General features: G+C 45.8%; 19 protein-coding genes and 1 tRNA gene. 9 read left to right on the top strand and 11 right to left on the bottom strand.

Going from position 1 to position 26300, the window contains the following annotated elements:
• Positions 1-127 precede the first annotated feature (127 nt).
• Positions 128-1897: a PspC domain-containing protein gene (locus BUR42_RS21170; protein ID WP_074241603.1), complete on the bottom strand. Its 1770-nt coding sequence runs from the start codon at positions 1895-1897 to the stop codon at positions 128-130.
• Positions 1898-1937: 40 nt separating this feature from the next.
• Positions 1938-2276, bottom strand: a complete 339-nt coding sequence (locus BUR42_RS21165) for a PadR family transcriptional regulator (RefSeq protein ID WP_074241602.1) — start codon at positions 2274-2276, stop codon at positions 1938-1940.
• 384 nt (positions 2277-2660) lie between these two features.
• Between BUR42_RS21165 and BUR42_RS21160 the strand changes: the two genes are divergently transcribed.
• From BUR42_RS21160 to BUR42_RS21150, 3 genes are all read left to right on the top strand, one after another.
• A complete protein-coding gene (locus BUR42_RS21160; RefSeq protein ID WP_074241601.1) occupies positions 2661-2924 on the top strand; it encodes a hypothetical protein in 264 nt (87 codons plus the stop codon).
• 236 nt (positions 2925-3160) lie between these two features.
• The gene (locus BUR42_RS21155) at positions 3161-4807 is read left to right on the top strand and encodes a SulP family inorganic anion transporter (protein ID WP_074241600.1); all 1647 of its coding nucleotides are present in this window, start codon (positions 3161-3163) and stop codon (positions 4805-4807) included.
• A gap of 25 nt (positions 4808-4832) precedes the next feature.
• Positions 4833-5507 carry a carbonic anhydrase family protein gene (locus BUR42_RS21150; protein WP_074243125.1) on the top strand — a complete coding sequence of 225 codons (675 nt, stop codon included), beginning with the start codon at positions 4833-4835 and terminating at the stop codon, positions 5505-5507.
• 48 nt (positions 5508-5555) lie between these two features.
• Here the strand turns inward: BUR42_RS21150 and BUR42_RS21145 are convergent, their stop codons facing one another.
• Positions 5556-6647 (bottom strand): mannose-1-phosphate guanylyltransferase, encoded by a 1092-nt coding sequence (locus BUR42_RS21145; RefSeq protein WP_074241599.1) that lies wholly within the window; start codon positions 6645-6647, stop codon positions 5556-5558.
• 3 nt (positions 6648-6650) lie between these two features.
• Positions 6651-7625, bottom strand: coding sequence for a KpsF/GutQ family sugar-phosphate isomerase (locus BUR42_RS21140; RefSeq protein ID WP_074241598.1), 975 nt, complete (start codon positions 7623-7625; stop codon positions 6651-6653).
• Positions 7626-7797: 172 nt separating this feature from the next.
• Here BUR42_RS21140 and recQ point away from each other — a divergent pair, with 172 nt between their 5' ends.
• From recQ to BUR42_RS21125, 3 genes are all read left to right on the top strand, one after another.
• Positions 7798-10005 (top strand): DNA helicase RecQ, encoded by a 2208-nt coding sequence (recQ, locus tag BUR42_RS21135; protein ID WP_074241597.1) that lies wholly within the window; start codon positions 7798-7800, stop codon positions 10003-10005.
• Positions 9995-10759: a DUF3050 domain-containing protein gene (locus BUR42_RS21130; protein WP_074241596.1), complete on the top strand. Its 765-nt coding sequence runs from the start codon at positions 9995-9997 to the stop codon at positions 10757-10759. Before recQ ends, BUR42_RS21130 begins: the two co-directional genes overlap by 11 nt.
• 61 nt (positions 10760-10820) lie before the next feature.
• Positions 10821-10893, top strand: a tRNA-Phe gene (locus BUR42_RS21125).
• Positions 10894-10964: 71 nt separating this feature from the next.
• Here the strand turns inward: BUR42_RS21125 and BUR42_RS21120 are convergent.
• The 4 genes from BUR42_RS21120 to BUR42_RS21105 form a co-directional block, all read right to left on the bottom strand.
• Complete coding sequence (locus BUR42_RS21120) at positions 10965-14621, bottom strand: tetratricopeptide repeat protein (protein ID WP_074241595.1); 3657 nt, start codon at positions 14619-14621, stop codon at positions 10965-10967.
• A gap of 15 nt (positions 14622-14636) precedes the next feature.
• A complete protein-coding gene (locus tag BUR42_RS21115) occupies positions 14637-15080 on the bottom strand; it encodes a hypothetical protein (RefSeq protein ID WP_143197543.1) in 444 nt (147 codons plus the stop codon).
• A gap of 388 nt (positions 15081-15468) precedes the next feature.
• Positions 15469-16203 (bottom strand): sensor histidine kinase, encoded by a 735-nt coding sequence (locus BUR42_RS21110; protein WP_074241593.1) that lies wholly within the window; start codon positions 16201-16203, stop codon positions 15469-15471.
• A gap of 123 nt (positions 16204-16326) precedes the next feature.
• Positions 16327-18516 carry an ATP-binding response regulator gene (locus tag BUR42_RS21105; RefSeq protein WP_074241592.1) on the bottom strand — a complete coding sequence of 730 codons (2190 nt, stop codon included), beginning with the start codon at positions 18514-18516 and terminating at the stop codon, positions 16327-16329.
• 251 nt (positions 18517-18767) lie between these two features.
• On the opposite strand from BUR42_RS21105, the gene BUR42_RS30220 reads away from it, so the two are divergent.
• From BUR42_RS30220 to BUR42_RS21090, 3 genes are read left to right on the top strand one after another with little or no spacing between them, the layout of a single operon-like run.
• On the top strand, positions 18768-19532 hold the full coding sequence (locus BUR42_RS30220; RefSeq protein WP_074241591.1) for a hypothetical protein: 765 nt from the start codon (positions 18768-18770) through the stop codon (positions 19530-19532).
• Positions 19533-19542: 10 nt separating this feature from the next.
• Positions 19543-19944, top strand: coding sequence for a DUF6941 family protein (locus BUR42_RS21095; protein WP_143197541.1), 402 nt, complete (start codon positions 19543-19545; stop codon positions 19942-19944).
• 10 nt (positions 19945-19954) lie between these two features.
• Entirely contained in the window at positions 19955-20485 is a 531-nt protein-coding gene (locus BUR42_RS21090; protein ID WP_143197540.1) for a hypothetical protein, read from the top strand.
• Between the two features lie 36 nt (positions 20486-20521).
• Here the strand turns inward: BUR42_RS21090 and BUR42_RS21085 are convergent, their stop codons facing one another.
• From BUR42_RS21085 to BUR42_RS21075, 3 genes are all read right to left on the bottom strand, one after another.
• Complete coding sequence (locus tag BUR42_RS21085; RefSeq protein WP_074241588.1) at positions 20522-22009, bottom strand: RagB/SusD family nutrient uptake outer membrane protein; 1488 nt, start codon at positions 22007-22009, stop codon at positions 20522-20524.
• Between the two features lie 11 nt (positions 22010-22020).
• Positions 22021-25056, bottom strand: coding sequence for a SusC/RagA family TonB-linked outer membrane protein (locus tag BUR42_RS21080; protein WP_074241587.1), 3036 nt, complete (start codon positions 25054-25056; stop codon positions 22021-22023).
• A gap of 189 nt (positions 25057-25245) precedes the next feature.
• Positions 25246-26265: a LacI family DNA-binding transcriptional regulator gene (locus BUR42_RS21075; protein WP_074241586.1), complete on the bottom strand. Its 1020-nt coding sequence runs from the start codon at positions 26263-26265 to the stop codon at positions 25246-25248.
• Positions 26266-26300: the final 35 nt, after the last annotated feature.

The raw sequence follows: 26300 nt of genomic DNA, 5'->3' as shown, positions 1-26300 counted from the left end.
ATGGGGATGATCGGATCGGGAAAAATCGTGTTATGCCACCTAAATACATGAAAAAACCGCGGTTGACACCGCGGTTTTGTACGTTGTTGTGAAACTAAACTTATTGTGACGAATTTTTCAAATATTGTTAAAAGCTGCCCTGGAAGAGGAAGTTCACGAAATTCATAGCCACACTTGCCTTATCCTTTGCGGAATCTTTATTCTTTTCCTTGCTGTCCTCTATAGGCGTGGTGCTCTGCTGATCAGGCCCTTTATACTGATAGTTCTGCTCAAGGGAATCCTTTACGGAGCGTTCTTTCTTCTCTTCTTCTTTCACCCGCTTTTCCCAACCATCTGCATTCATTTTTATATCGATCTGTTCTTTGCTGTTCCATTCATCGTCCCAGTTATCCCACCATTCGTTTCTCCAGTTACGGTCAAAGCGGTAGTGGTCCCATACATCCTTATCAATCCTAAGGTTCTTTCCTACGGGCACCAGAATGGTTACCCTTACGGACTGGTTGCGGTAGATGGAATTGCGCGGGATGGAAAAACCTGAAGGAATAAGTAATACAGAGTCCTTCTGCTTCAGTTGGAACTGGATCTCACGGGCCAGCATCTTAGCTTGTGCTACGGTACGGCCTCTTGAAGCCCTTTCCACTTCTACGGCAAAACTGTCTGTATTACTTTTCTTTACATTGATGCGGATGTCTCCGATAATGGCGGTATCATCAACCACCCGCAGGTTACCATCAAATACGTTCATATCGTCCATATCCAGCAGGTCTTCTTCCTTCTGAATGATCAGCTTTCCGGAAGAAGGTTGTGCCAGGGCAAAGTTTTCAGATTCCCTGATCTTAGGTGCGCTAAAGTCGCGGGACAAAGAAATGGCGATCCAGATGGTGAATACCACTCCCAATATCCAGAAGAACCCTAAAGTATAACCAGCGTACTTATTGGTTTGCCTGACTCCGGTCATTTTCCTTACGAGGAACATGATCAGTGAAAGTAAGGGGATACCAATGAGGAGGGAGATCGCAGGCCAGAAGAGCAGGCTTTGCATTCCGTTATCAAAAACCAGGTCTTTGATCGGGAAAAGGACCGCGGAAAAAGCAGCTGCTGCGATCAGGCCAACTACTATTGTAAAGAGTATTACGACTGCGATGAAAAGGAAGAACCCTTTTGCAACAAATGCGATCACATTTGCCAGTCCCCTGAAAAACCCTTCAATTGCAGTACCGGCATCTCTACCGAACTGTTTCCCGCGGCCCTCTGAAAAATTTCTGACATCATCACCCATCCTTTCCATGCGGGAGCGGAAGGTGTTCATTTCTTCCTGCACCGTTGCTTTAATATTATTGAGATCCACCCGCTCTCCGCGCATTTCCAGCTTTTCAGCTGCTGTTACAGCTTCAGGAGTTGCAAACCAGAGGATAAAATAAAGGACGATACCACCACCCCAGCCAAAGGCCATGAGGGCAAATACGATACGGAAAACAACCGGATCAACATTAAAGTAAGCACCCAAACCACTACATACGCCACCTAATACTTTACTATCCGGATCCCGATAGAAGCGTTTCCGCGGACGGGCGTAAGCTGCGAAGCTTTCGTTGGTCGCGTGGTTTTTTGACTCCTTCGTACTGTTAAGAGGTTCGTCAGCAAATTGTTCCGGCGTACCCATGGAGGTTTTGATAGCCTGCACATCTTCATCCGTGATGCAATGTGCGCCTTTGCGGATCTTATCCTGGAAGATTTCGGCGATGCGGCTTTCAATATCTCCAACGATCTCCTCTGCACCTTCCTCTTGCGAGAAATAGCGCTTAAGGCTATCCAGGTACTGCCGCAAGATCTCGTAAGCACTGTCCTCTATGGGGATCAGGCGGCTGGACAAGTTTATGTTGATAATCTTTTTCATCTCTAATTTCTGATTTTAGGTTTTAGGTCTTGGATGTATATTATTGGATGGAATGAGGTAATGTAAGCTTGTGTACAGCATTGGCCAGTTCGTTCCATGTGTTTTCCAGGTCGAGGTAAAAGGCCTCGCCTTTTTCTGTCATGGAAAAATATTTCCGTGGTGGCCCTGAACTGCTTTCCACCCAGCGGTAAGTGAGTAGTTCCGCATTTTTCAGGCGAGTCAACAGTGGGTATAAAGTTCCTTCCAGGATGTCCAGCTTTGCTTCTTTCATTTTTTCGATAATGTCTGAAGGATAAGCCTCGCCTTGCTTGATGATGGAGAGGATGCAGAACTCCAGCACCCCTTTTCTCATCTGTGATTGCGTGTTGTCTATATTCATGGCAAGTGCGCTTTTTAATATTGGTATATATCAGCTTTACGATACAAAGATATGAACTATTTACTACTATGCAATACCAAATACTCTTTAATGCAAAATAACTTGCTTAGAACATTACCTGTTTTAGTTTAAATGATTGATTATTAGGGTTTAGTGATTTTAGCCATGATGGGGGATTGTGATGAGCGGTTCCTGGGCGGGATGAATTATTTACGGGCTATTAATAACTATAAGTGCCGGGTTTATAATTAATTAAGATGCATTTAACAATTCTTTGACCCGTTAAAATATGAATTGTGAAATTCGCGGAGTATTTTTGCTTCAACGTAAATTGACGCGATAAACATTTTGAAAAAAGTAATCAGTATATTTTTTGTCTGCCTGATGTGTGTTCAGCTGCTACCCATTGCACAAGTGGGGAAATTACTGTTTAACAATCAAATTGTAGAGGAGCATGTGGACGGTGGCTGTATGTCTAAAACATTAAAGCTTTCTCCTAACGATCTCAATTTTCACAGATATGCAGATGAGGAAACAGAGTTAAATCCTGAATTATTCCTCCGCACGTTGTCTTATAGTTATCACGAGGATATTCCTGCCAGTCCCATACAGGAGATCCAAACCCCTCCTCCAAACCATCTTGGTTAATTCTCAACATTCGTGTGCTATACCGTAGCACACAATTTTCAATTTCATTTTTTTCTGTACTACTACCAGATCACGCATTGATCCTGCATCATTGTTGGTTGTTTTGGGGTTCCGTTATGTCACCGCAACTGTCTTGCCTTTGAGGCGAAACAATATGTGGTGCGGAATGCCGGCTTCAATAGTGAAAAACCTATATGGGGGATTGTGCGTAGCGATCTGATCAAATCACGATTTCTATGAGCAAGAAGACTGCTGTTTTTTCGAATATTAAAGGTGATCTATCGGCCGGGCTGGTCGTTTTCCTGATCGCCGTTCCGTTGTGCCTTGGTATTGCCCTGGCTTCCGGCGCTCCCCTGTTTTCAGGTATGATAGCAGGTATCGTTGGTGGTCTGGTGGTTGGCTTCTTTAGTGGTTCTCATCTGAGTGTGAGTGGCCCGGCGGCAGGTTTAACTGCTATTGTGCTGAGTGCGATCACTACATTGGGCAACTTTGAAACCTTTCTGCTGGCGGTTGTTTTAGCCGGTGCATTCCAGCTGGTCCTGGGATTTGTGAAAGCAGGAACGGTAGCCAATTACTTCCCCTCCAATGTTATTACGGGAATGCTTACCGCTATTGGTATCATCATTATTCTCAAACAAATACCGCATGCATTTGGATATGATGCTGATACGATCAGCGACATGGCATTTATCCAAACGGACGGGGAAAATTCCTTCACGGCTTTATTAAGTACACTGAACCACATTCAGTTTGGTGCAGTGATCATCACCATCGTTTCCATTGCCATCCTGTTGTATTGGAACAAGATCCCGAAAGCAGGTGTGGTACCGGCTCCGCTGGTAGCTGTACTGGCGGGTGTGGGTATTAACCAGTTGTTCATTTCCTCTGGTTCTGTATTGGGCCTGGAGCAAAGTCACCTCGTAACCCTGCCTGTGGCGGCAACTTTCAACGATTTCTTCGGACAATTCACCTTACCCAACTTTGGCGAACTGGCTAACAGTAAAGTATGGGTGGTAGCGGCAACCATTGCGGTGGTGGCTTCTATAGAAACCTTACTGAACCTGGAAGCAACAGATAAACTGGACCCGATGAAACGTTATTCTTCGCCTAACCGCGAATTGAAAGCGCAGGGTATTGGTAACATGGTGAGTGGTCTGATAGGCGGTATCCCTGTTACTTCCGTGATCGTTCGTTCTTCCGCCAACATCAATTCCGGCGGACGCACCAAATTATCGACCATGATACATGGTGGATTGCTGCTGGTTTGTACAGCCCTGATCCCTGTTCTGCTAAACAAGATCCCATACGCTACGCTGGCTGCGGTGCTGCTGGTTACCGGGTATAAACTTTGCAAACCATCTGTGTTCAAAAAGATGTTTGAAAAGGGCAAGTACCAATGGATACCTTTTGCAGTTACCGTTGTGGTGATCGTGTTCACAGACCTGCTGATTGGTGTTAGTGTAGGTTTGGGAGTAAGCGTATTGTTCCTGTTATGGGGAAATATGAAAAGCCCTTATTTCTTCCATAAAGAGAAATACCGCACGGGAGACCTGATCCGCCTGGAACTGGCGCAGGAAGTGAGTTTCCTTAACAAGGCAAACATCCTCTTAACACTGGATAAATTACCGGAGAACTCTACAGTAGTGATCGATGCCAGCAGGACCGCTTATATAGATCAGGATGTACTGGAGATCATCCGGGAATTCACACAGATCAAAGCTCCTCAGAACAAAATAAAAGTTGTGCTTAAAGGGTTCAAAGAAGCATACAAGATCAATAACACGGACCATGTTTTTATGGAAAGTCCTGAAAAAGAAAAGCCGGTAAGCGTTGTTACCAATGGCACACACAAAGACCTTCTGAAAGAATTATCCGCAAATTAAATCAATGATTAAAAATATTATAATGATGAAAGCACACACATATCTTACTCAAAGCAGCCTCACGCCGTCAACAGCATTAGAACTTCTTCGTGAAGGCAATACCAGGTTTGTAAGCAACCTTCGTATAAACAGGAACCTTTTGCAGCAAGTGAACCAAACGGCGGAAGGTCAGTGGCCCTTTGCTGCTATCGTGAGCTGCATGGATTCCCGTACCTCTGCTGAACTGATCTTTGACCAGGGATTGGGAGACATCTTCAGTATTCGTTTGGCCGGTGCCGTTATTTCTGAGAATGTGCTCGGAAGTTTAGAATATGCCTGTAAAGTGGCCGGGTCCAAGATCATTGTGGTAATGGGGCATACTGGTTGCGGCGCTATCAAAGGGGCCTGCGATCATGTGGAAATGGGCAACCTTACCGGTTTGCTGGGCAAGATCCGTCCTGCTGTTTTCCAGGAAAAAACGATTAAAGAAAACAGGACTTCTTCCAATCACGAATTCGTGGAGGCTGTTACCCATATTCATACAGAACGTTCCGTGCAGGCTATCCTTGAACAGAGTGTGATCATCGCAGATATGATAGACCGTGGTGAACTGGGAATTATTGGTGCCATGTATGATGTGGAAACGGGTGTGGTTACTTTCCATGAACATACCTGCCGCGTTGGCCGGGTATTGGAAGGTTCGGAAGCCCAGGCATCCTGATATTATTGCATTAAAAAAGCCGTCCTAAATGCAGGACGGCTTTTTTTGTTATAAATATTTCTCGCCTTTGTGCCGCTTTACTTCTGCCACATATTCCTTGATCTGCTGTTCGTTCTCTTTCTTGCAGATCATCAGCACATCGTGCGTATCGATGATAATAAAGTCGTCCAGGCCCTGTAATAACACCAGCTTATCGTTGGGGGCCTTTACCATACATTTGGTAGCATCTATCACCATTACATTCTTTCCCTGTACGGCATTTCCCAGGTAATCCTTTTCCAGGTTCTCATAGGCAGAAGCCCATGTGCCCAAGTCGCTCCAGCCAAAGTTGGAAGGAATAACATACACGTTGTCCGCCTTTTCCATCACGCCGTAATCGATGGATATATTGGTACACTGGGAGTAGATCTTTTCAATCACATCTTTCTCCGCAGGTGTATTCAGCGCTGCGGTCTCCTGCACAAACAGTTCATCCATTTCCGGCTGGTAGGTAGCAAATGCCTGCAGGATGCTTTTGGCGTTCCATACAAAGATCCCTGCGTTCCAGAGGAAGTCCCCGCTTTTCAGGAAGGTCTTTGCCAGTTCCAGGTTGGGCTTTTCAGTGAAGGTTTTAACCTGGTACACATTGTCTGCCACCTGCTGGGTTTCGTATTGAATGTAACCATAGCCCGTGTCCGGGCGGGTTGGTTTAATACCAAGCGTGAGCAATGCATTGTTCTTTTGTGCAAATAACAGCGCATTGAGGCAGGTACTGGTGAACTGTGTGGGGTCCATGATCAGGTGGTCCGCCGGTGCGCAAATGATGCTGGCCTTGGGGTCTTTCTTATGGATCTTATGAGAGATGTATGCCACACAGGGCGCAGTATTTTTCCTGGAGGGTTCGCTGACGATATTGTCCTGGGGCAATAAAGGCAGTTGTTTGGCTACGGTGGAAGCATAGTTGTGGTGTGTAACCACAAAGATGTTCTCTGCCGGTACAAACTGGGTGAACCGTTCATAGGTCCATTGTAACAGGGTTTTACCTGTGTTCAGGATGTCCAGAAATTGCTTTGGGTAATCCGTCCGGCTATAGGGCCAAAAGCGGCTACCAATTCCTCCGGCCATAATGGCCACGTAAAAATGGTTATTTAAAGATGTCATCGCTCAAATAATTCCTTCTCGGATTAAATCGTGTAAATGTATAATTCCATGATACTGATCATCTTTCATGACCAATAGTTGCGTTATGTCGTACTCTCTCATTAATTCGAGGGCATTTACTGCCAGTTCATCCTGCTGGATGGTTTTGGGGTTTTTGCTCATGATGTCCTGTGCTTTTACACCGGCGGCATCCATGTTCTTCTCCAACATCCTTCTCAGGTCTCCGTCTGTAATGATCCCCTGCAGGTGGCCTTTATCATCCACTACGCCGGTAACACCCAGCATTTTGGAAGAGATCTCCACGATCACTTCCCGGAGGGTGCTCTGTAGCTTCACAACCGGCAACTGGTGCAATTTGCTCAGGTCGCCGACCTTGAGGTACAGTTTCTTACCCAGGGTACCACCGGGATGGAATTTGGCAAAATCCTCTGCTGTGAACCCTTTCAGTTCTATCAGGCAAACTGCCAGGGCATCTCCCATTACCAGTTGTGCCGTGGTACTGGTAGTAGGGGCCAGGTTATTAGGGCAGGCTTCCTGAGACACCGTAGTGTTCAGCACAAAATGTGCCGACTGGGCCAGGTAAGAGTCTGTTCTGCCTACAATGGCCACCAGCGTATTTCCCAGGTTCCTTACCAAAGGCACCAACACCTTAATTTCCGGGGATTCCCCGCTTTTAGAGATGCAAATAACCACATCGTCCGGGGTTACCATCCCCAGATCGCCATGGATGGCATCTGCAGCATGCATAAATAAAGCGGGTGTACCGGTAGAATTGAGGGTTGCGACTATTTTCTGGGCAATAATGGCACTTTTTCCAATGCCTGTGACCACAACACGGCCCTTTATTTGGGCAATCAACTCCACAGTTTGCACAAAATCATCATTGACGTATTGTTCCAGGCTCCCAATGGCTGCAGATTCCAGCCTGATAGTCCGTTTTGCTGTATCCTGAATATTTACGATAGTCTTCTGTTTCATCTGGCAGCTACAAATTTATCATTTTTTAAATAAGGCCAACGGTCATATAAATTATATTGACACAAAGTGGTTTTTTAAGTAATTTCGTGTCCCCCAAAAATACATGCTGAAATTTTTTCATCTATCAGCTTCGAGTATCTCAGGATATAATTAGTATTAAACTTTATATGTGATGGCTGTTGCAAAGGTAAGTTTGTTGGATGCATTACACGAACATTTCGGATTTGATTCCTTTAAGGGTAACCAGGAGAAGATCATAAAAAATATACTTTCCGGAAAAGATACTTTCGTGATAATGCCAACGGGTGGCGGTAAGTCTTTGTGCTACCAGCTGCCTGCATTGATGAGTCCGGGCGTGGCACTCATCGTAAGTCCGTTAATTGCTTTGATGAAAAATCAGGTGGACCTGATCCGTTCATACAGCAGCAAAGACAACGTGGCGCATTTTCTCAATTCCACGCTCACAAAGGCGCAAATTAAAAAAGTGCGCTCGGACCTGACCAGCGGCAAAACCAAAATGCTGTATGTAGCACCGGAAACACTCACCAAGCAGGAAAATATAGACTTCTTCAAAGAGCTGGAAATATCATTCATTGCTGTTGACGAGGCACACTGTATCTCTGAATGGGGTCACGACTTCCGGCCAGAGTACCGCAGGTTAAGGGAAATGATCGAAATGATCAACCCTGAACTGCCTATTATCGCATTAACGGCTACAGCCACTCCCAAAGTGCAGAGCGATATTGTGAAGAACCTGGAACTGCGTACACCGGAGATCTTTATTTCTTCCTTTAACCGCCCGAACCTGTATTACGAGATCCGCGCCAAGCGGAAAAAGGACCTGGTGATCAAAGATATCGTGAAGTTCATTCACCAGCATAAAGGCAAAAGCGGCATTATCTATACGCTGAACCGTAAAACCACAGAAGAACTGGCAGATATGCTGGTGGCCAACGGCATCAAATCCGTAGCCTACCATGCCGGGCTGGATTCCACTACCCGCGCAGGGCGGCAGGATATGTTCCTGCATGAGGATGTGGAAGTGATCGTTGCCACCATTGCCTTTGGAATGGGAATAGACAAACCGGATGTGCGTTTTGTGATCCACTATAATATTCCCAAAAGCCTGGAAAACTACTACCAGGAGACTGGCCGCAGCGGTCGTGATGGCCTTGAAGGGATCTGTCTCTGCTTCTATTCCTACAAGGATGTGCAGAAACTGGAACACCTGATGCGGGATAAACCACTTTCCGAAAGGGAAATGGGGGCGCAGCTCATTAACGAAACCGTGGCCTATGCGGAAAGTTCCGTTTGCCGCCGGAAAGTGATCCTGCACTATTTCGGGGAGAAATACGAAGGAGAGAACTGTGGTAAATGTGATAACTGCCTTCATCCGAAAGAAAAGATAGAGGTAAAGAACCGCGCCTTTATCGTTTTAAAGGCCATTCAGCAGCTTGAGGAGCGTTTTGGCACCGACTATGTGGTGAACATCATTACAGGGCAAAGCAACCCCCAAATCACCACTTTCCAGCACGATAAACTGGAGGTGTTCGGAGAGGGGAAAGAATTCGATGCGCATTTCTGGAATTCCCTGATCCGCCAGATGATGCTGGAAGGATTGATCGAAAAGGATATTGAAGAATATGGCCTGCTGAAGATCACGGCCAAAGGAAATAAATTCATCAAGAAGCCATTTTCCATCTGGTTCTCCCTGAACCATCAGTTTGATGAAAGCGATGGGGGTGGAGAAGATGAAGATGGCGGTACCGGGGAAACACAGGCATCTGCGGATCCTGTGCTGGTAGAGATGTTAAAGGAACTCCGCAAAAAAGTGGCAAAGGAAAAGAACCTGCCGCCTTTTGTGATCTTCCTGGAAACCTCCCTGGAAGATATGGCTACGCAATACCCTACCACTGTTCAGGAGTTGGAAAAGATCTCCGGCGTAAGCAAAGGGAAGGCCATCCGTTATGGTAAGAAGTTCGTGGATGTGATTGCCAAGTACGTGGAGGAGAATGACATTGTGAAACCGGATGATTTTGTGATGAAGAGCGTGGTGAACAAGAGTGGGCTGAAGGTGTTCATCATTCAGAACATCGATAAAAAGATGCCCCTGGAAACCATTGCGAAGAACAAGGAACTGACCATTCCCCAACTGCTGGATGAAATGGAAACGATTGTAGCCAGCGGTACCAAACTGAACCTGGATTATTGTATTGATGAGGAGCTGGATGATTATGCGCAGGATGAGATCATTGAGTACTTTAAGGGCTGTGAAACCTCCAGTTTGCAGATTGCGAAAGAGGAGCTGACGGAGGGGAATTATACAATTGAACAATTAAAACTGGTAAGGATTAAGTTCCTTGTGGAATATGGGAATTAAACAGATCGAAGAAAGTATAGCAGCTGTAAGGAACCGTATTGTGGAACATCCCTTATACGGTCAGCTAAAAACCATGGAAGATGTACGGCTGTTCATGGAACATCATGTTTTTGCGGTATGGGACTTCATGAGCCTGTTGAAAGGATTACAGCAGGAACTTACCTGCGTAACAATTCCATGGGTTCCAAAGGGGTCGCCAGACACACGCTTCCTGATCAATGAGATTGTAGTGGGCGAAGAAAGTGATGTGGATGCTTCTGGCCGGCGATTCAGCCATTTTGAACTATACCTTAAGGCAATGGAGCAGGCAGGGGCAGATACTACCGCTATCATGCAACTTGTTTCAGGGGTACGGCAGGGCAAGGCTATCAAAGATCTCACAACAGCATTACCGGCTTCGGTTAAAGGATTCCTGGATTTTACTTTTGATGTGATCGCTACGGGCAAGGCCCATATCATGGCGGCTGTGTTCACTTACGGCCGGGAAGACCTTATTCCGGATATGTTCTATTCACTGGTAAAAGATCTGAATGAGCAGTTCCCGGGCAAGCTGGATATCTTTGTTTATTACCTGGAAAGGCATATTGAAGTGGATGGCGATCACCATAGTATCTTAGCGCAACAGATGGTAAAGGAATTATGTGGGGATGATGAAACGAAATGGGAGGAAAGTGCTATTTTTGCGATGAAGGCATTAGAGTGGCGGAATGAATTGTGGAATGGAATTGTAGCGCGTCAGGAAATTCTTCAATAAAGTTTTTTGTTTTTTCGAAGAATATCTTACTTTTGCATTCCCCTAGACAAAAGGGGTAGATGGTGCGGTAGCTCAGTTGGTAGAGCAAAGGACTGAAAATCCTTGTGTCGCCGGTTCGATCCCGGCTCACACCACGGAAAATACAAGGCTTTGAGTGTAAAAACTCAAGGCCTTTTTTCTTTTCAGTACATCCGGAGTTGATCATCTATGATAATTCTCCTTTGATAAATGCAGCGATGTCCTCCGTGCCGGGATATCCTTCTTTCTGGCCTATCTGGAAACTTAGTTGTAATAGTTCCAGTCCTTCAGCCCGGTCTTCCGGATCTTCGTTGAGGTACAGGATGTTCCCCAGTAAACAGCCTGTCCGGAAAATACCCGGCATATGTTCCAATTGGGTGTAAATATCATAGGCCTCGTCTGCCCATTCAAAAAACGCTTCTCCTTTTTCCGCCTGCAGCGCGATCTCTGCCATTAGATACAATATATCCGCTTCATACAATTTTTTTCCCTGCTTACGGCAATCCACTAATTGCTTTTCCAGGAGCGATAACCGTGTGGCAAAATCTTCGGGGGGCGAGATATGATGCGCTATGGCATCCAGCAGGTCCTGGCGGGCAGCGGTCCCAAAGGTTTCCATTAGCTTTTTGCTTTGTTTGAAATATCGGACGCTCCTTTCCCTATCGCCCTTTTCTAAGTATAGATAACCCAGTTGAAATAAACAGTCGGCCTCAGCTTCTTTGTCTTCTTCTTCCCGGGAAATTATCATCGCCTCTTTTGCATAGGAAATGCCTTTGTCCGGTTCCCCTTTTACCCGGTATAGATTACTCAGGTGTATCAGCATTGGGATCTCTGTATATCTCTGTTGCAGTTGCCGCGCAAAAGCGAGGCTTTTTGTTAAGTAAGCAAGGGCTTGATCGAAATAAGACATGCCTGTATATAGCTGTCCAATGAGGTCTAATACACGGGATTGATCTCCGCGGCTACGCAATGAGCTATATAACTGCAGGGATTTATGCAGAAGGTCCAATGCCTCTTCTTGTTCTCCGCAGGCCAGGAGCAATTCGCCCAGTTTCTCATAAGCTGTTGCTTCCGAATCTATTTCTCCGGCCTCTTTGAAAATTGTTATACAAAAACGTAATGATAACTGCGCCTTTTCTACTTCTCCCGTATGGGCGAAAGCATCTGTCAGATTCATCAGCGTTTGCGCTTCTCCCACAACATCATCCATTTCTTTCCACAATTGCAGGCTCTCTTCATATAATGCCCTTGCACGTACATGATCATGTTGCCCTTCCACTATTTTCCCCAGGCTGTTCAGGCGGGATGCCACTTCTCTCTGGTCATTTGTTTCCCGTGCAATAGCCAGTGACCGCTCCATCATTGTTTTGGCATCCTCTGTTTCTGACAGCTCGTGCAATAGTGCAGCAAGATTGTTCAGGGCCAACCCTTCCTGTACCCGGTTCCCGGTATTTATTGCGGCATCATAAAAGGCCGTCCAGAATTTTATCGCTTCTGGCAACGCTCCCTGGCGCCTGTATACCGCTGCGATAATGTTCAACACTTCCGGGTAAGTACTATCCCCGCAGGTTGTTAAGGTATGCAATGCGTAATGCAGTGCCTGATCATACGTTCCTTTATCATAATATGCCCGCGCAAGCTTTAATCCCGTTTCATTAATCCGTTCCGCATGCTGTTCCGGCAGGTAATGCCAGAATGCTTCTATAAGATCAATCAGTTCCTCCGTTTCTTTCTCCCTTGCGTAATAATAATCTCCGGCTTGTTTAGCAGAAAAGCTGATTTCCCCCCGCTCTTGTTGTTGCAGCCATACATTCACCAATCGCGTTACACCATAAGCCGGTTGTGTTACCTGCAGATGTTCTTCCACGAGAGACAGTCCACGCAACTTAGATAGAACAGGTTGCCAGTCAATGGTCACTGGTTGCATTTCCAGTGCCTGTAATGGTACCGGTGTGCGGAAATGAGCTAGTAGCTGCAAGGTTTGCCAATCGGCCTCTTCAAGCAAAGCACCTGGTTGGTTAAGGTTTACAGACCGGCCTTCCTTATCCATCTCCTCCTGTACTTTTTCCGTTATTTTATTATACAGGTGCATTGTGTTTGACGGGTCTTTGGCACTCCAGATCTTTTCAATTATTTTCCATAAAGTGCCGGGGGCCTGTCTGTATAGCCGGTTAAAACAGGCCCAGGCCATATAATGACCGCCCAATGCGTTGTATACGATCTCTGTGATCACTAAGGGGTCCGCATGCGGTTGCGTGATCAGTATTGCTGCTGCTTCCAACTGCATCAGATGTGTAAACAGGTCTCCGGATGACGCTTCATTTACTGCCAGAACCTGCACATTTGCGAGTTCAGGTACATTGTAACGAGAGATGAATAATACAGGATCATAGGGTATTACCTCCTGCTGTAACCAGTTCAGCCAGGTATTGTCCCGTAAGGCTCCTCCGGGAGCAGACTGCATAACATCCATATCATCTATTACCCACAGGGGCCGGAACTTTTTGCGCACTATTCCCAATAAATATTCCAATTCACCTGTGTGTGATAAAAACGCTTCCAGATGGGTTTTGATGGCCCCGGCACTTAGGTCCCGCGATTCAAAGCGAAATTGTACCCGCTTACTATCTGCGGCCAGCAAACGCTGTACTGCCTTTTCTGCCAGCGCTGTTTTACCTACACCTGCCTGGCCAAGCAGTAATACCGGCTTTCCCTCATAGAGGAAGGGTAACAAACGACTCAACTCACGCCGCCGGCCAATGAAGCGGTATTCTCCTGTTGCATTGAGCCGTTTCTTTTGTGTCTTTTTTTTCCTGCCTGTCCATTGCACAATATGTTCTACGGGCTCTTTGAAGTACAACTGCGGCACCAGCCATTGTGTTGGTGCCAGGTTATAATCTTCTTCCATTGCATAAGTGGCTTCCGCGTTTTCCAGTCCATGCAACGCCTTTACATAAGCAGTCAGCAGTGTTTCCCGCTGACCGAATGCCTCAAACAGGTGTGTGGCAAATATCGTTACATACTCGTCCGGTATACTGAATGCCATCGCTATTACTGCAGGTACCCCTGCTGCCATTAATTCATCGGCAATGCCGGGAAAACCTTCTTCCACATCCCCTTCCGCGGATTGACAACTCGCCAGGATCACCAGTGCAGGTATATGTGACGGGTACTTACATACTGCTGCCGCAAAAAGATCTGCGGAGACCTCTATACCTTTCATTGTTTTCTCCTCTTCCAGCAGCAGGTAACCTTTCTTATGCTTATATCCGCCGTGACCGCTAAAGTATAACAAGTGAAAATGTTCTTTCGCCAGGCTTGCTTCGAGGCTCTCGAGACTGCCCGTGATGGTGAACGATACCTCCACCTGATCGCTTTCATACATTGGCCTCAAAGCTTCCAGTAATACTTCTTCTTCTTTTTCGAAAGACAGCCGCTTATATGCCTGTTCGTCTTCAGGCGAAGAGATCATTATCAGGATCTTCAGTGGCCCTGCTTGTGGAGTATAAACAGCAGATGGTTGTTCTGCAATAAATCCTTTGCTGATATATACGGAGGGATGTTTGTCGCCGTCGATCGCCATTTGCCATGGCAGGTTCAGTAATTCCTTATCCCGGTGTACCAGGTGTAAATGATGCGTGCTTTCCGGGGCAGCTGCTGCTTTCTGCCAAAAAGCAGTGAGCTTTTTCTGTGCATACAACTGCTCCCGCATAGCCAGTGTAAGCGCAGCGAGGTAAGCAGCATCAAGAGTTTTGCCCAGGTTAAGTTTATGCAGCAGCTTTCCATAGCCTTTTTTTAAGCGCGTGGCTGCTGCTGCTGAAAATACCAGTTCATGATATTGCATAGAAGATATTAATTGTTACACCGCCGGGGCCTGGCGATATAAATAGAAGTAGACCATCATGCTCAACCCGGCCAGGTATAACAACGTCCCTAAAACTAATAGCAGGAATTTAGTTTGACTGATCCGTTGATACAAAGCACGGATGGCATCGGCACTATTTGATGCATATTTATACCTGAATGGAAATACCACGATGAGGGTAAACACAACAGACAGGAGCCAGCAACAGAGAGCGATCTTTAGTCCGGTAGAATTACTGAAATGTTTCAACGCTTCCCTGTTCACTCCCAGTAGTATTGAAAGGCTCAATGAAGATATTCCCGAAAGGAACTTCGCAGTGTCTTCCAGCCGTTTTACCGTTTCCTGCTTTTCTTTCTGTTGCCAATCCAGCCAGCTTTTGTCCGTGGTGGTTGCTGCAGTGGCTTGTATTGAAATAATATCTTTTGCCTCTTCGGTCATCGCTTTATTTTTTAGTCGCCCCTTAATAAGCCTTGATCTGGTGCCGGTTGTGATCCGGTGGGTAGTTCTAAATTGATTGTTTGCAAACAGAACTGCTCTTTTGCAAAGGGGCATGCAATCTGTACAACCATCGGTCTTGGCCTTTTGGTCTTTACTATCTTCAGCTGATGTTCAAAACATGACTGTCTTATACAGGGGCAGGTTATTTTTACCGTAAGGGATTCTTCCATTTTTTAATTATTGGTAATGGCGGCTCAACTATCTGTAATGTAATTAAATTATTTGTTCCAATAAAAAGCCCCCGAAGAATCGAGGGCCATTTGCATGTGATAACGATAGCTTTTCTCTGCTATCGATTCGTCGTCTTCCCCAAACGTCTCTACGAGACTTATTTCTTTAAGGGGAGGGTTACCGTGAAGGTGCTTCCTTCACCCACTTCACTCTTTACTTCTATATTTCCTCCCATAATGTTTGTTAAGTTCTTTGCAATCGATAACCCCAGGCCCATTCCCCCGAACTTTGTTTTATACCCGGAAACGATCTGGTGGTACTCTTTGAAGATATGGGGCAGGTCTGAGGAAGGGATCCCTATCCCCTGATCTGTTATTTCTATACAGGCCATGTCCTTTTCCCGTACGTAACAAACAATGGTTACACCCGTGGATTTAGGGCTGTATTTCAATGCGTTAGCTAATATGTTGTAAATAACCTGGGTCAGATAAGTTCTGTCTGCATAAATGGTGGAGGGAAAATCATCTGCCACGCGCTTCACGATTGAGATCTCCTTTTCCATGAACATGGCGGCCATGGAATGCAGCAGGTTGTCCATCCACTTCCTGAAATCAAAGATGATCTCATCCATCTGGAACTTTTGCATGTTCTCCTGCTGGGCAGCGACTCTTACCCGTTCGAATATTTCGTGCAGGTAGTTGGAGGAGGAAAAGATCATCTGGATCAGCTCATGGGCAAATTCTGTGTTTCCGTTGTCCAGTTCCAGTTTTAATAACCGGGAAGCAGATACAACAGCATTGATCGGGGTGCCGATCTCGTGAAGGGTGGTGCGAAAAATGGATTTCATTATTTCGCCGGATGTTTGTTCGTCAAGGATATCGTGGGAAGCCATGTGGGTTAAGATTAGGTATTCAGGAATCAAATTTCGGCTGCCCGGCAGGGAAAAACAATAAGGAACCCGCCTTATTTTAATGCGTATAAAGGAGTATTAGTGCCTGCCATGGCTGGTTTCGGGCTACGATTCGAGCTTATTGATCAACTGTACCTTGTTGGTGATGGCTACTTTTTCAAAGATATTCTGAACGTGTTTTTTAACTGTTCTTTCGGCAATAAAGAGGGTGTCACCAATTTGTTTGTAGGAATAACCTTCGCTGATCAGTTTGGTGATGTCTATTTCGCGGGGGGTTAACTGATAGGCTTTGCAGTTTTGCTCAAACTTGCTTGTGGGGTCTTTTTGCTTAAAATCAAGATGTCCTCCGGTCTTGAGGGCTTTTATGGCATTGTCATAAAAGGCGTGTTTTTGTTTGGCAGTATTTTCCAGTACGGAACTGACCTTCAGGATCAATTCATCAGAGCTGAAGGGTTTCTGTATAAAGTCGATGGCACCGAGCTTCAGGCCCTGTGCTCTGTCCTGGGGAGTATGTTTGGCAGACAGGAAGATGAAAGGGATGTGTTTATACTCCGGATCTTCGGTAAGTATTTTGGCCAGCTTAAATCCATCCAGTTTATCCATCATCACATCTGAAATGATGAGATCGGGCAATACGGGGTACTCCCTCATTTTTAGCAGGGCCTCCGTTCCGTTGAAGGCTACCGTTATATTGTATTTCGGACTTAATTTTTTGAACAGGTAACTGACCATAGTGGTATTATCCTCTACGATCATGACCGTCTGTTTTTTCTCATCATAGATGGAGTCTGCAATGCTGAGCTTGCTTATTTCCAGGCCGGCGTAATTATTCACATTGTAAGCCTGGCTGATCTCTTCTTTTTCCTGCTGTTCATATTTTAGCAGGATGACCCTGATCTTTGTGCCGGGGCCATTTTCCGGGTTACTTTCAATAACAATGTCTCCCAACAGATCGTTGACTGTTTTTTTAACGATCGGTAAACCCAGCCCCATTCCCTGGAACCCGCCTTTTTCCGAATTGATCTGGTAATAAGGTTCAAAGATCCTTTCATGTAATTCGCGGGTAATGCCAATGCCATTATCACTTACAATAAAAATGATCTTATTCCCTTCTGTTGTTAGTTCGATATTGATCTGCCCACCTTCGTTGGTATATTTTATGGCATTCTCCGTGAGGTTAACAACAATACCGTTGATGGCCCCGGGATCTGCCTTGATAAAGATATTCTCTGTGATGCTTTCGCGTAAGGTGATGTTCTTGTTGCGGCAATAGTTTTTGAACAATACAAGATCGTCCTTTAGTATGCGGCTGAAATTGGCCACCTGGTTGTGGTTGTAGATCTCAAAGCCCTTGTTATATCTTTCCAGGTCAAAGAGGTTGCTGATGTCTTTATTCAGTTTATCAATATTGTTCTTTACAATACCCAGTTCTTCTTTATATCCATACTTATTAATGTACTCTTCCAGGTAGTTCTTTATTAAGGTCAGTGGTGTTTTTGTTTCGTGAACGAGATTTACCAGGGCGTTGGTCCTTTGCTCATTGGACCTTTCCAGCTGGTAGGTCTTTTCTTTTACTTTCTGTGTTAAAGTATCTTTTGCTTCCCGCAACTGGTCCCGTTCTTCCATGAACTTTCTCACGGATTTGACCATAAAGAAGGAACTGAGCAGGATGAAATTGAGGTTGTTGAAAAGTGCCCCCAGTAACCATTTTTCGGCAGTGGATATAAGGTCGATCGCTGGCGAAGCACACCAAACCACTACCACCCAAAAGATCCACAATCGCTGACGATAGCTTTTGTTATCGCCATCTTCCTTATACTTTGAACGGATAGCGCGGTAAGCTGCAACTAATGCTGTTACTGCATAACAGGCGGGTAGATAATACGCGTAGTTGAGTACGAAATCGAAATCGTTGGTAAGGGGGTAATAGATCAGGTATAAAAACCCAACAGGTATGAGGAGGAACAGGAACCCATATCTCCCATGAAAACGTAGTCCTTTTAATTCCAGTGTTTTGTAACAATAGAAAGGGATGTACATGGTTACAAAATATCCCGTGCTTTCACTAACGATATTCTGCACCATAATAGGAACAGGGAATAAAGGGTCCGGCAGTACAAACAGGTTTTCTCCTATGTTATAAAGGATCAGCAGAACAGTGAGTATCATATGATACTTCCTGTTCTTCTCGTGTTTGCGCGCGAGGAAGAACAGGAATTGATTAAAGAAGATAGCAATTTCAAGCACAATGATCGCGAGGATCACAAAATTCACATGAATGGGGGGAAGGAGCATAATTGGCTTTTAAACCAACACCAAGAAACTATATATATCCAATCATAAACGTTAATTGTTTGTTAATGGATCAGTTGTTTATTTTCAACTTGTTGATTAACAATAGCATTGAGTATTTTTTGAGGTCTTCGGGAAGATGCGTATATTTAAATAAGCATAGATACCCCGATTCCGCATAGCATTTTTCTTAAGGACCAGGATTTAACACAGACCCCAGAATAAACCCCGAATACTGAATTAAAACTTCTATCATGAAAACGAGTGCATATGCTGCGCGTTCGCGTTCTTCCAAACAGTTTATGAACAGTATAACGAGCGCTACTTCTTCTCATAACACACAGCCTTTCTTTGCATCCGGTAAAACATCGAAGCATGGCGACAGTAGTGGATTAAATCCCAGCGCCCAGGAAGGAGAGGATGTGGGAGGCCGCACTGTGGGAGAATTTGTTGGCGATGTTGGCCGGCCCGTCGGTTCTTTTTTTGGCAATGTTTTCGGCAGCATTGTGGGGGCCGTTGCGGGGAATGATATTTCCTCTGCTACTACTACACCGGCAGTATGGAATAACCACGGCCACTTTAAATGGGATATTTCTTTCAGTACCAGCGGCCGCAATGGCTGGATCGTTCAAAAGATAGAAAGCACCCGGCGCGCGCAGGATGCTGCGGGCAATGCACTTCCTGACGGGCTCACTCCTCTTTACTGGGAAGCATGGGCTGTTGATGGAGCAGGAAATATTTCTCCGGCTTCCGGCGGCACTCATGATTTCTGGCAGCGCAGGAGCTTTGGTAATAATACACAAGGTCACTGGTCTATTTCCTCCGCCTGTTACTTCACTACCACAGATCCTGCCACACAAGGATTTGCTGTAGGGAATGCACCAGAGGCCGGAGGATTATTATCTTCTCTTTCTGAACCATCCGGATTGGGTGTAGGCCGGTTGCATCGTTTTGCACAGGGCACATGGGATTCTACTTCCGCGATCCCAACTCACGATGGTTCTGCAGGGCCACAATAACAACCAGGGAATGGATATCAAAGTACAGGCATTATTATTGGCAGATCATATTTACCGTGACCATAACACGGGTAAATTTGTGATTGCCGGAACATTCCATCAATTGAATGTGGCTACGTTCCCTGCTACTTTCGGACGTTCTGTGGGCGTTTTTGTTTCGCTGTCCAATGTGATCGGGAAGAAGGAGATCACGCTTCATTTTGTGGATGCTGCCACGCATGAGGTATTACTGGATACAAGGGCAATGGAGATCTTTGGCAACGATCCGCATCTGCCAATAGAGTTTGCGGTGGAAGTTCCGCCGCTTCCTTTACCCCATGCCGGCATGTATTGGTTTCAATTAAAAACGAATGGCATCATGGTGGGGTCTATACAAGTGTTTGTATATGGCCCTCCGGAAAACAGAAAATAAATTATCTATTATGAACGCGCTGCTGAATAAAGTGCTGCATACACCTGTTGATGCATACAATCCTGCCGATGTGATGGCTGTAGTGAATACACTGATCCCGCAGGGAAAAACAAAAGCATTGGAAGAGATCTCTGCTGCCGTTCCGGCTAATACGCTGGATGCTGTAGGAGCTTTCTGGATATTGAGGGTGCTGTTTGAGCTCCCCCCGGAAGAATTCTACCCTACCGTAAAAATTGGCCGGCCAGACCTTCCTCCCCCGGAAGCGGCTTATATCATGCCGCGGTTCCCGATCGTGATCATCCGGGATATTCCATTCCTGGTTGTTAAAGGTTATGATCTAAATGGTGTGCCTGAAAGGGTGGAAGGACATATCAATTACTTCCGGGAATATGGGATCATACGGCACCAGGAGTTATCGCTGCCCAAATCACCCACGGGCATTGAAGAGGAATTTCTCGCGCTGTGGGAATCTGCTTATGGCGATGCGTATCTCCGGGAAGGAACGGGTACTTTTAAAGAACAACTGAACAAAGTGTTTTAATAAAAAGGGCCGATTAGCATCGGCCCTTTTTATGTATTACTTGGCTAGTGGATTATTCTGTAATTCTACATCGGGTAAAGCAAACAGGAATTTAGTAGGAATGGGTTTCCTTGCAGGAGTTGGGATCACAGCTCTTGCTGCCCCGATAACGGCTGCTGCTCTTCCGGTACGCACGAGGTCGAACCAACGTTTGAATTCCCCGATAAATTCATATCCTCTTTCGCGGAACACCATATCGTCAAAGGCGGTTTGTGTAAGGCCGGCAGGCAGATCTGCTACAGCACTTGGTACCGTCATGCTCACACCAAAGGCCCTTCTTCTCAAAGTATTAATGGCAGCATAAGCATTCGTGGGGCCGTTGAGCTTATTCTCTGCTTCTGCGTAGATCAGCAATACGTCTGCATAACGCCAGAAATAAAGATCGTTTCCATTGCCGGTATCGATAGGGGCGTTGGGGTCTCTGTATTTGCCCATCCGCATATCATAGATCCCCGGTTCTGCTTCTGCTGCTGTTACTACACCGTTAATGATGTAACTATTATATACACTTAGTTTCTTACGAAGGTCGTTGTTATCCCAATCGCGGATCAATGGGGCCTGGGACATAATGCCGCCGAATTTATTTCCGCTCACGGAAAAGCCTGCGGCCTTTGCCCTGGAGTCTGCCCAATAAGAAGCCATAAAATTTCCTCTTTCCTGTACCTGCGAAAACTTCAGGGAAAAGATATCTTCTTTATTTGTGGCAAGCGTGGGAGAATACACGGTGTTTAATGATGGTTCTATATCATACCCGTAAGTGGCTTTGTTATCTATTATCTCTTTTGCTTTATCACGAGCTTTCTGATAATCGCCCTGTGTAAGATAAACATCTGCCAGCGCTGCTTTTGCTGCTCCTGATGTTGCCCTGCCGGCTTTGGATTCCACCACTGTGGCCGGTAATGCGGTTTCTGCAAACTTCAGGTCCGTAATGATCTGGTCATAGATAGCATTGGTTTCTGACAAAGCCAGCGCTACATCATTAGAGTTAAGGATGGGCTTTAAGCGTAAAGGTACTTTCCCCCATACCCTCACTGCAAAATAGTAACATACCGCTCTTACGAAATAGGCTTCTCCATATGCTGATTTTTTCAGCGCGTCTGATAATGTGGTATTAGCGTCCAGGTTTACGATCAGGAGATTGGCCCTTCCTATCGCTTCATATAAAGTGGTCCACGGTTGGGCCATGCTGTTTGGTGCATTCATTACGTTATTATAATTGCTCCAGTTCAGCTGAACAGAACCCCCGTCTGCATATTCTGCCATGAGCTCAAAGCCCAGCCCCACTGTGGATTCCCACAGGCGGCCACGACTTCTGGTCATGGGTTCATATACACCTATTATTGTTTGTTCCAGGAGAATGGGGTCCAGGGCGCCGAGTGCGATGGTGGCCTTTGGTTTTTCTTCCAACAGCTTATCGCAGGCAGAATTGCTGAGCATAATAAATGCAAGCGTAGCAATGATGGTATAAATATTAGATCGTTTCATAACAGTAAGGATTAAAAAGTAATGCTAAAGCCTAAGGTCACGGTTTTCGCTGCGGGATAAGATCCCAGGTCAACTCCCTGCCTACGGTCGTTTCCATTAAATGTATTTACTTCGGGGTCGAAGCCTGAGTAGTTTGTAAAGGTGATCAGGTTTTGCCCGCTCGCATATACATTCAGGTTTTTGACGGTTTTGCTGTTACCCAGGTTGAAGCTATAATCCAGTCTTATATTCCTCATGCGGAAGAAAGATCCGTCTTCCATATAACGGGAAGAACGGAAGTGCTGATTACTGGCGGCGAGACTTGGTTTAGGATAAAACTCGCTGGCAGCTTTCATCTTGTTGTATTGCTGTACAACGTTTGGACCGGCTAGTTCAAACAATGCGAAGTTGTTGATCTTTGATCCGCTTACACCAGCCCATACGGAAGTGAGCGTAAGTTTTTTATAGCGGATGCTGGGGTTGATGCCATAATACAGATCAGGGTAGGGGCTTCCGATGATCTGGTTATCCAAAGCATTGATAATATCCACACCGTTGGCATCTTTATCGCCATTCAGGTTTTCGTGAATGGGTACCCCGTTCTTATCCATGCCCAGGTATTTGGGGCCGAGGAAAGCAGAAAGCGGCTCACCCACGCGGATGATACTGTTTGAACCGGATGCATCGTTACCGCCTGCAATGGTTGGGATGTCTTTGCCATCTTTTGTTTTGGTGACCTTATTCTTGTTCTGTGAAAGGTTCACATCCACAGAGAATCCCCAGTCTGCAGTATTTACAATGTTGGCCCCCAATGTTAGTTCCCATCCTTTATTCTGTACTTCTCCTACATTATCCAGGATCTGACCTGGCCCGGAACCAATACCAGCACCAACTCCGGCGGATGGTGGTAATTGTACCAGCGCCAAAAGGTCTGTGGTTGTTTTAACGTAGTAATCGAAAGTGAGGCGGAATTTTTCATTTAAGAATCCTGCATCCAAACCAATGTTTGTTTGAGAAGTGGTTTCCCATTTCAGATTGGGATTAGGAAAAGTAGGCGCAAGCCCTACAGCCTGGCCGGTTCCGGCACCCTGACCAGTGTTCACAGTTCTTCCTAACAATAAAGACTGGTAAGGTTTGATAGCAGGGTTACCTGCCTGACCCCAGCTGGCCCTTAGTTTTAAATTAGACAACCATTTACTTTCCTTCAGGAAGTCTTCTTCTGAAACGCGCCATGCTGCTGAAACAGAAGGGAACACACCATATTTATTATTTTCTGCAAATACAGAGGCGCCATCTCTTCTGATGCTCGCAGCAAGCAGGTATTTATTCTTCAGGTTTAGCCTTACCCTGGCAAAGCCCGAAATAATGGTGCTTTCTGTTACATCCGTTAAGGGTTTACTCACCGTGTTGGCAGAGCTGAAGTTATAATTCTTCAGGGCATCGCTACCAAAACCGGATGCCGCAAGGTCTACTGAATTAAAACGGTCCCTTTGGAAAGATACCCCGGCAATGGCTTCCAGGTAAGTATCATGTGAGATATCGTATTTGTATTCCAGGAAATCTTCTGCGAGTACGGATGTTTTATCATAGAGTCCCAGTTCAGCGGAGCCGATGGCATTTCCTAAACGGGGAAGGAGCCTTGGAAAATAGAGGTCTCTGCGGATATGATAAAAGTCTGCGGAAACACGGGTGGTATTGGAAAGCCCTTTTAATATCTGGGCTTTGAAATCAAGACCTCCCTGTACGCGGGTGGTGGTATTCCTGTCCAATACTTCTTTAGCTACGGCTACCGGGTTTTCCACATCAATACCATTAAAGCTGAAAGGAGAGGTATCCGTATAACTTCCATCAGGATTATATACGCCCACTGTTGTGATGGAGCGGAGAATAGAGCCTACGCCGGATTTACCGAAGTTGCGGATATTGTCTCCCACGGAAGGAGAGAATCCGTCCTGGATTGCGCGGGAGGCCATGATGCGGGATTGTACGCTAAAGCGATCGCTTATTTTACTGTCTACATTCACTCTCACATTTGCGCGTTTATACCCGCTGTTCATTACAATACCCTGCTGGTTGGTATATCCGGCCGAAATAAAATACCGGTTCCTTTCCGTACCGCCGCCGATACTCAAACTACTGTTAGATAAAGCGCCTGTGCGGAACACTTCATCCTGCCAGTCTGTATTAATAGCAGCAGAGGCATTTGCGAGATCAGTAGGAATAGGCAGGCCTGTATTAGTATAGAAGGCTTTTGAATAATCTATGTATTCCTGGCTGTTCATCATCTCCAGCTTTTTGCGGATGGTTTGAAAACCGAGAGAGCTTTCGAAAGTGATCCTGGGTTGGCCGACCTTGCCGGATTTGGTGGTCACCATCACAACCCCGTTTGCGCCTCTTGATCCATAAATAGCCGTGGCGGCAGCATCCTTCAGCACTTCTATTGATTCTATATCTGAAGGATTGATGGTAGATAATCCGTTTGCGCCACGCACATCGTCATTGAACTGGGGCAGACCATCAATTACGTACAAAGGTTCATTTCCTCCGGCGATAGAAGAAACACCCCTGATACGGATACTGATCCCCGCACCGGGCTGGCCGGATGTTTGTTGCACCTGCACTCCCGCCATCCTTCCCTGGATAGCCTGTTCAATGCTTACGGCAGGGATCTCCTTCAGCTTATCTGCTTTCAGGGAAGTGACCGAACCGGTGAGGTCTGTTTTCTTCACAGAACCATACCCTACTACCACCACATCGCTGAGGTTCCTGGTGTCGTCTTTCAGTTCAACATTTAAAGGCACGCCTGTTGTGGCGGCTACCTCTTTGGGCTCAAAGCCAATGGAGGAAAAAACCAGGGTGACCCTATCGTCTCCCGAAGCCGTGAGTACAAAGGAGCCGTCTTCCGTTGTAGCAGTGGCAATTTTTGTGTTTTTGATCTGGACCGTAACCCCGGGGATAGGGCCTTTTTCCGGAGATGTTACTTTACCTGAGAATCGCTTGGTCTGTGAAAAGACGGATAGGCTTGAAAGCAAAGCTAATGTCACAAACAAGACTTTGTTTCTGTGCATAAATTTTCATTTAAGTGGAATCAATAATCGGATAACGGGAAATGGGTGCTGATGGTTAAAAAGTCCTTTCTTTTATCTCTTGAAACAATCGATTGCAATAGTTAGGTATTCTTATATTTAAGCTACTATTTTTATTTCAAATAAGCGCTGTTTATTTCTTCTAAACTTGTCTAATAACATGTGTCTTATTTACACATTACGTAGGCTGCTGGCCCTTATATCCAGGGTAGTGTTTAACTGGATGGTCTTGTATTCTACAGGGGCAGAAGGATCTTCAATTTGTTCTATCAACAACTCGGCTGAGATCTGCCCTATTTCAAAAGTTGGTTGCCGGATGCAGGTAAGTGCAGGAGCCAGGTAGGGGCTTACCGGATTATCTGAGAACCCGGCTAAGGCCACATCTTCCGGAATACGGAGACCTAATTCCCCTAATACTTTCAGGCAACTGATGGCTAATCTTTCTACGGAAAAGAATAAAGCGTTTGGTTTTGCGGTACCGGAGAAAAGATGGCGGATCGCAGCGTCCATAGCTGTTGTATTAAAATCGCAATGCACCATCCATTCTTTGCGCAGGGGGATATTATATTTCTTCAGTGCTTCTTTATATCCGCTCAACCTGTTTTCTGTGATGGATAACCAGGGAGCCATGGAAATAATGGCAACGTCTCTGAAACCCTGCTGAATTAAATGCTCTACTCCCTGAAAAGCACCGGCCTTATCATCCACCACTACTTTATGCGCAGGGAGCCCTTCATGGACACGATCGAACATTACCATGGGAGCATTCATTTCTTCCAGGTGATCAAACCGGCGGGTTTCCCCGGATACGGAAATGATCAGCCCATCCATCCGGCGGGATTCCAGTAAATGCACACTCGCCACTTCCCGCTCATAAGCTTCATGGCTTTGGAAGATCATCACATGATAACCTCTTTTGTACGCGATATCCTCTATTCCGGCTATGGTAGCGGAACAAAAGGTGTTTGCAATTTCAGGGACAATAACACCGATGATCTTACTCCGTTTTTCTTTTAAGGAGAGGGCAATGGGATTGGGGCTGTAATGCAGTTCTTCCGCCACCTGCCGAACAAGTAAACGCGTTTCCGGCTTGATGTCCTTGCTATCCCGCAAGGCCCTCGAAACGGTGGAAGGCGATAACTTCAGCTGTTGAGCAATATCTTTGATGGTTACGGAATGCGGTTTATTCATGTGTTTTGCCAATTCTCTAATAAAGCCCCGTTTTC

It is taken from the genome of Chitinophaga niabensis, from assembly GCF_900129465.1.
GTDB lineage: Bacteria > Bacteroidota > Bacteroidia > Chitinophagales > Chitinophagaceae > Chitinophaga > Chitinophaga niabensis.
This window is presented reverse-complemented; position numbering and strand designations above follow the sequence as displayed.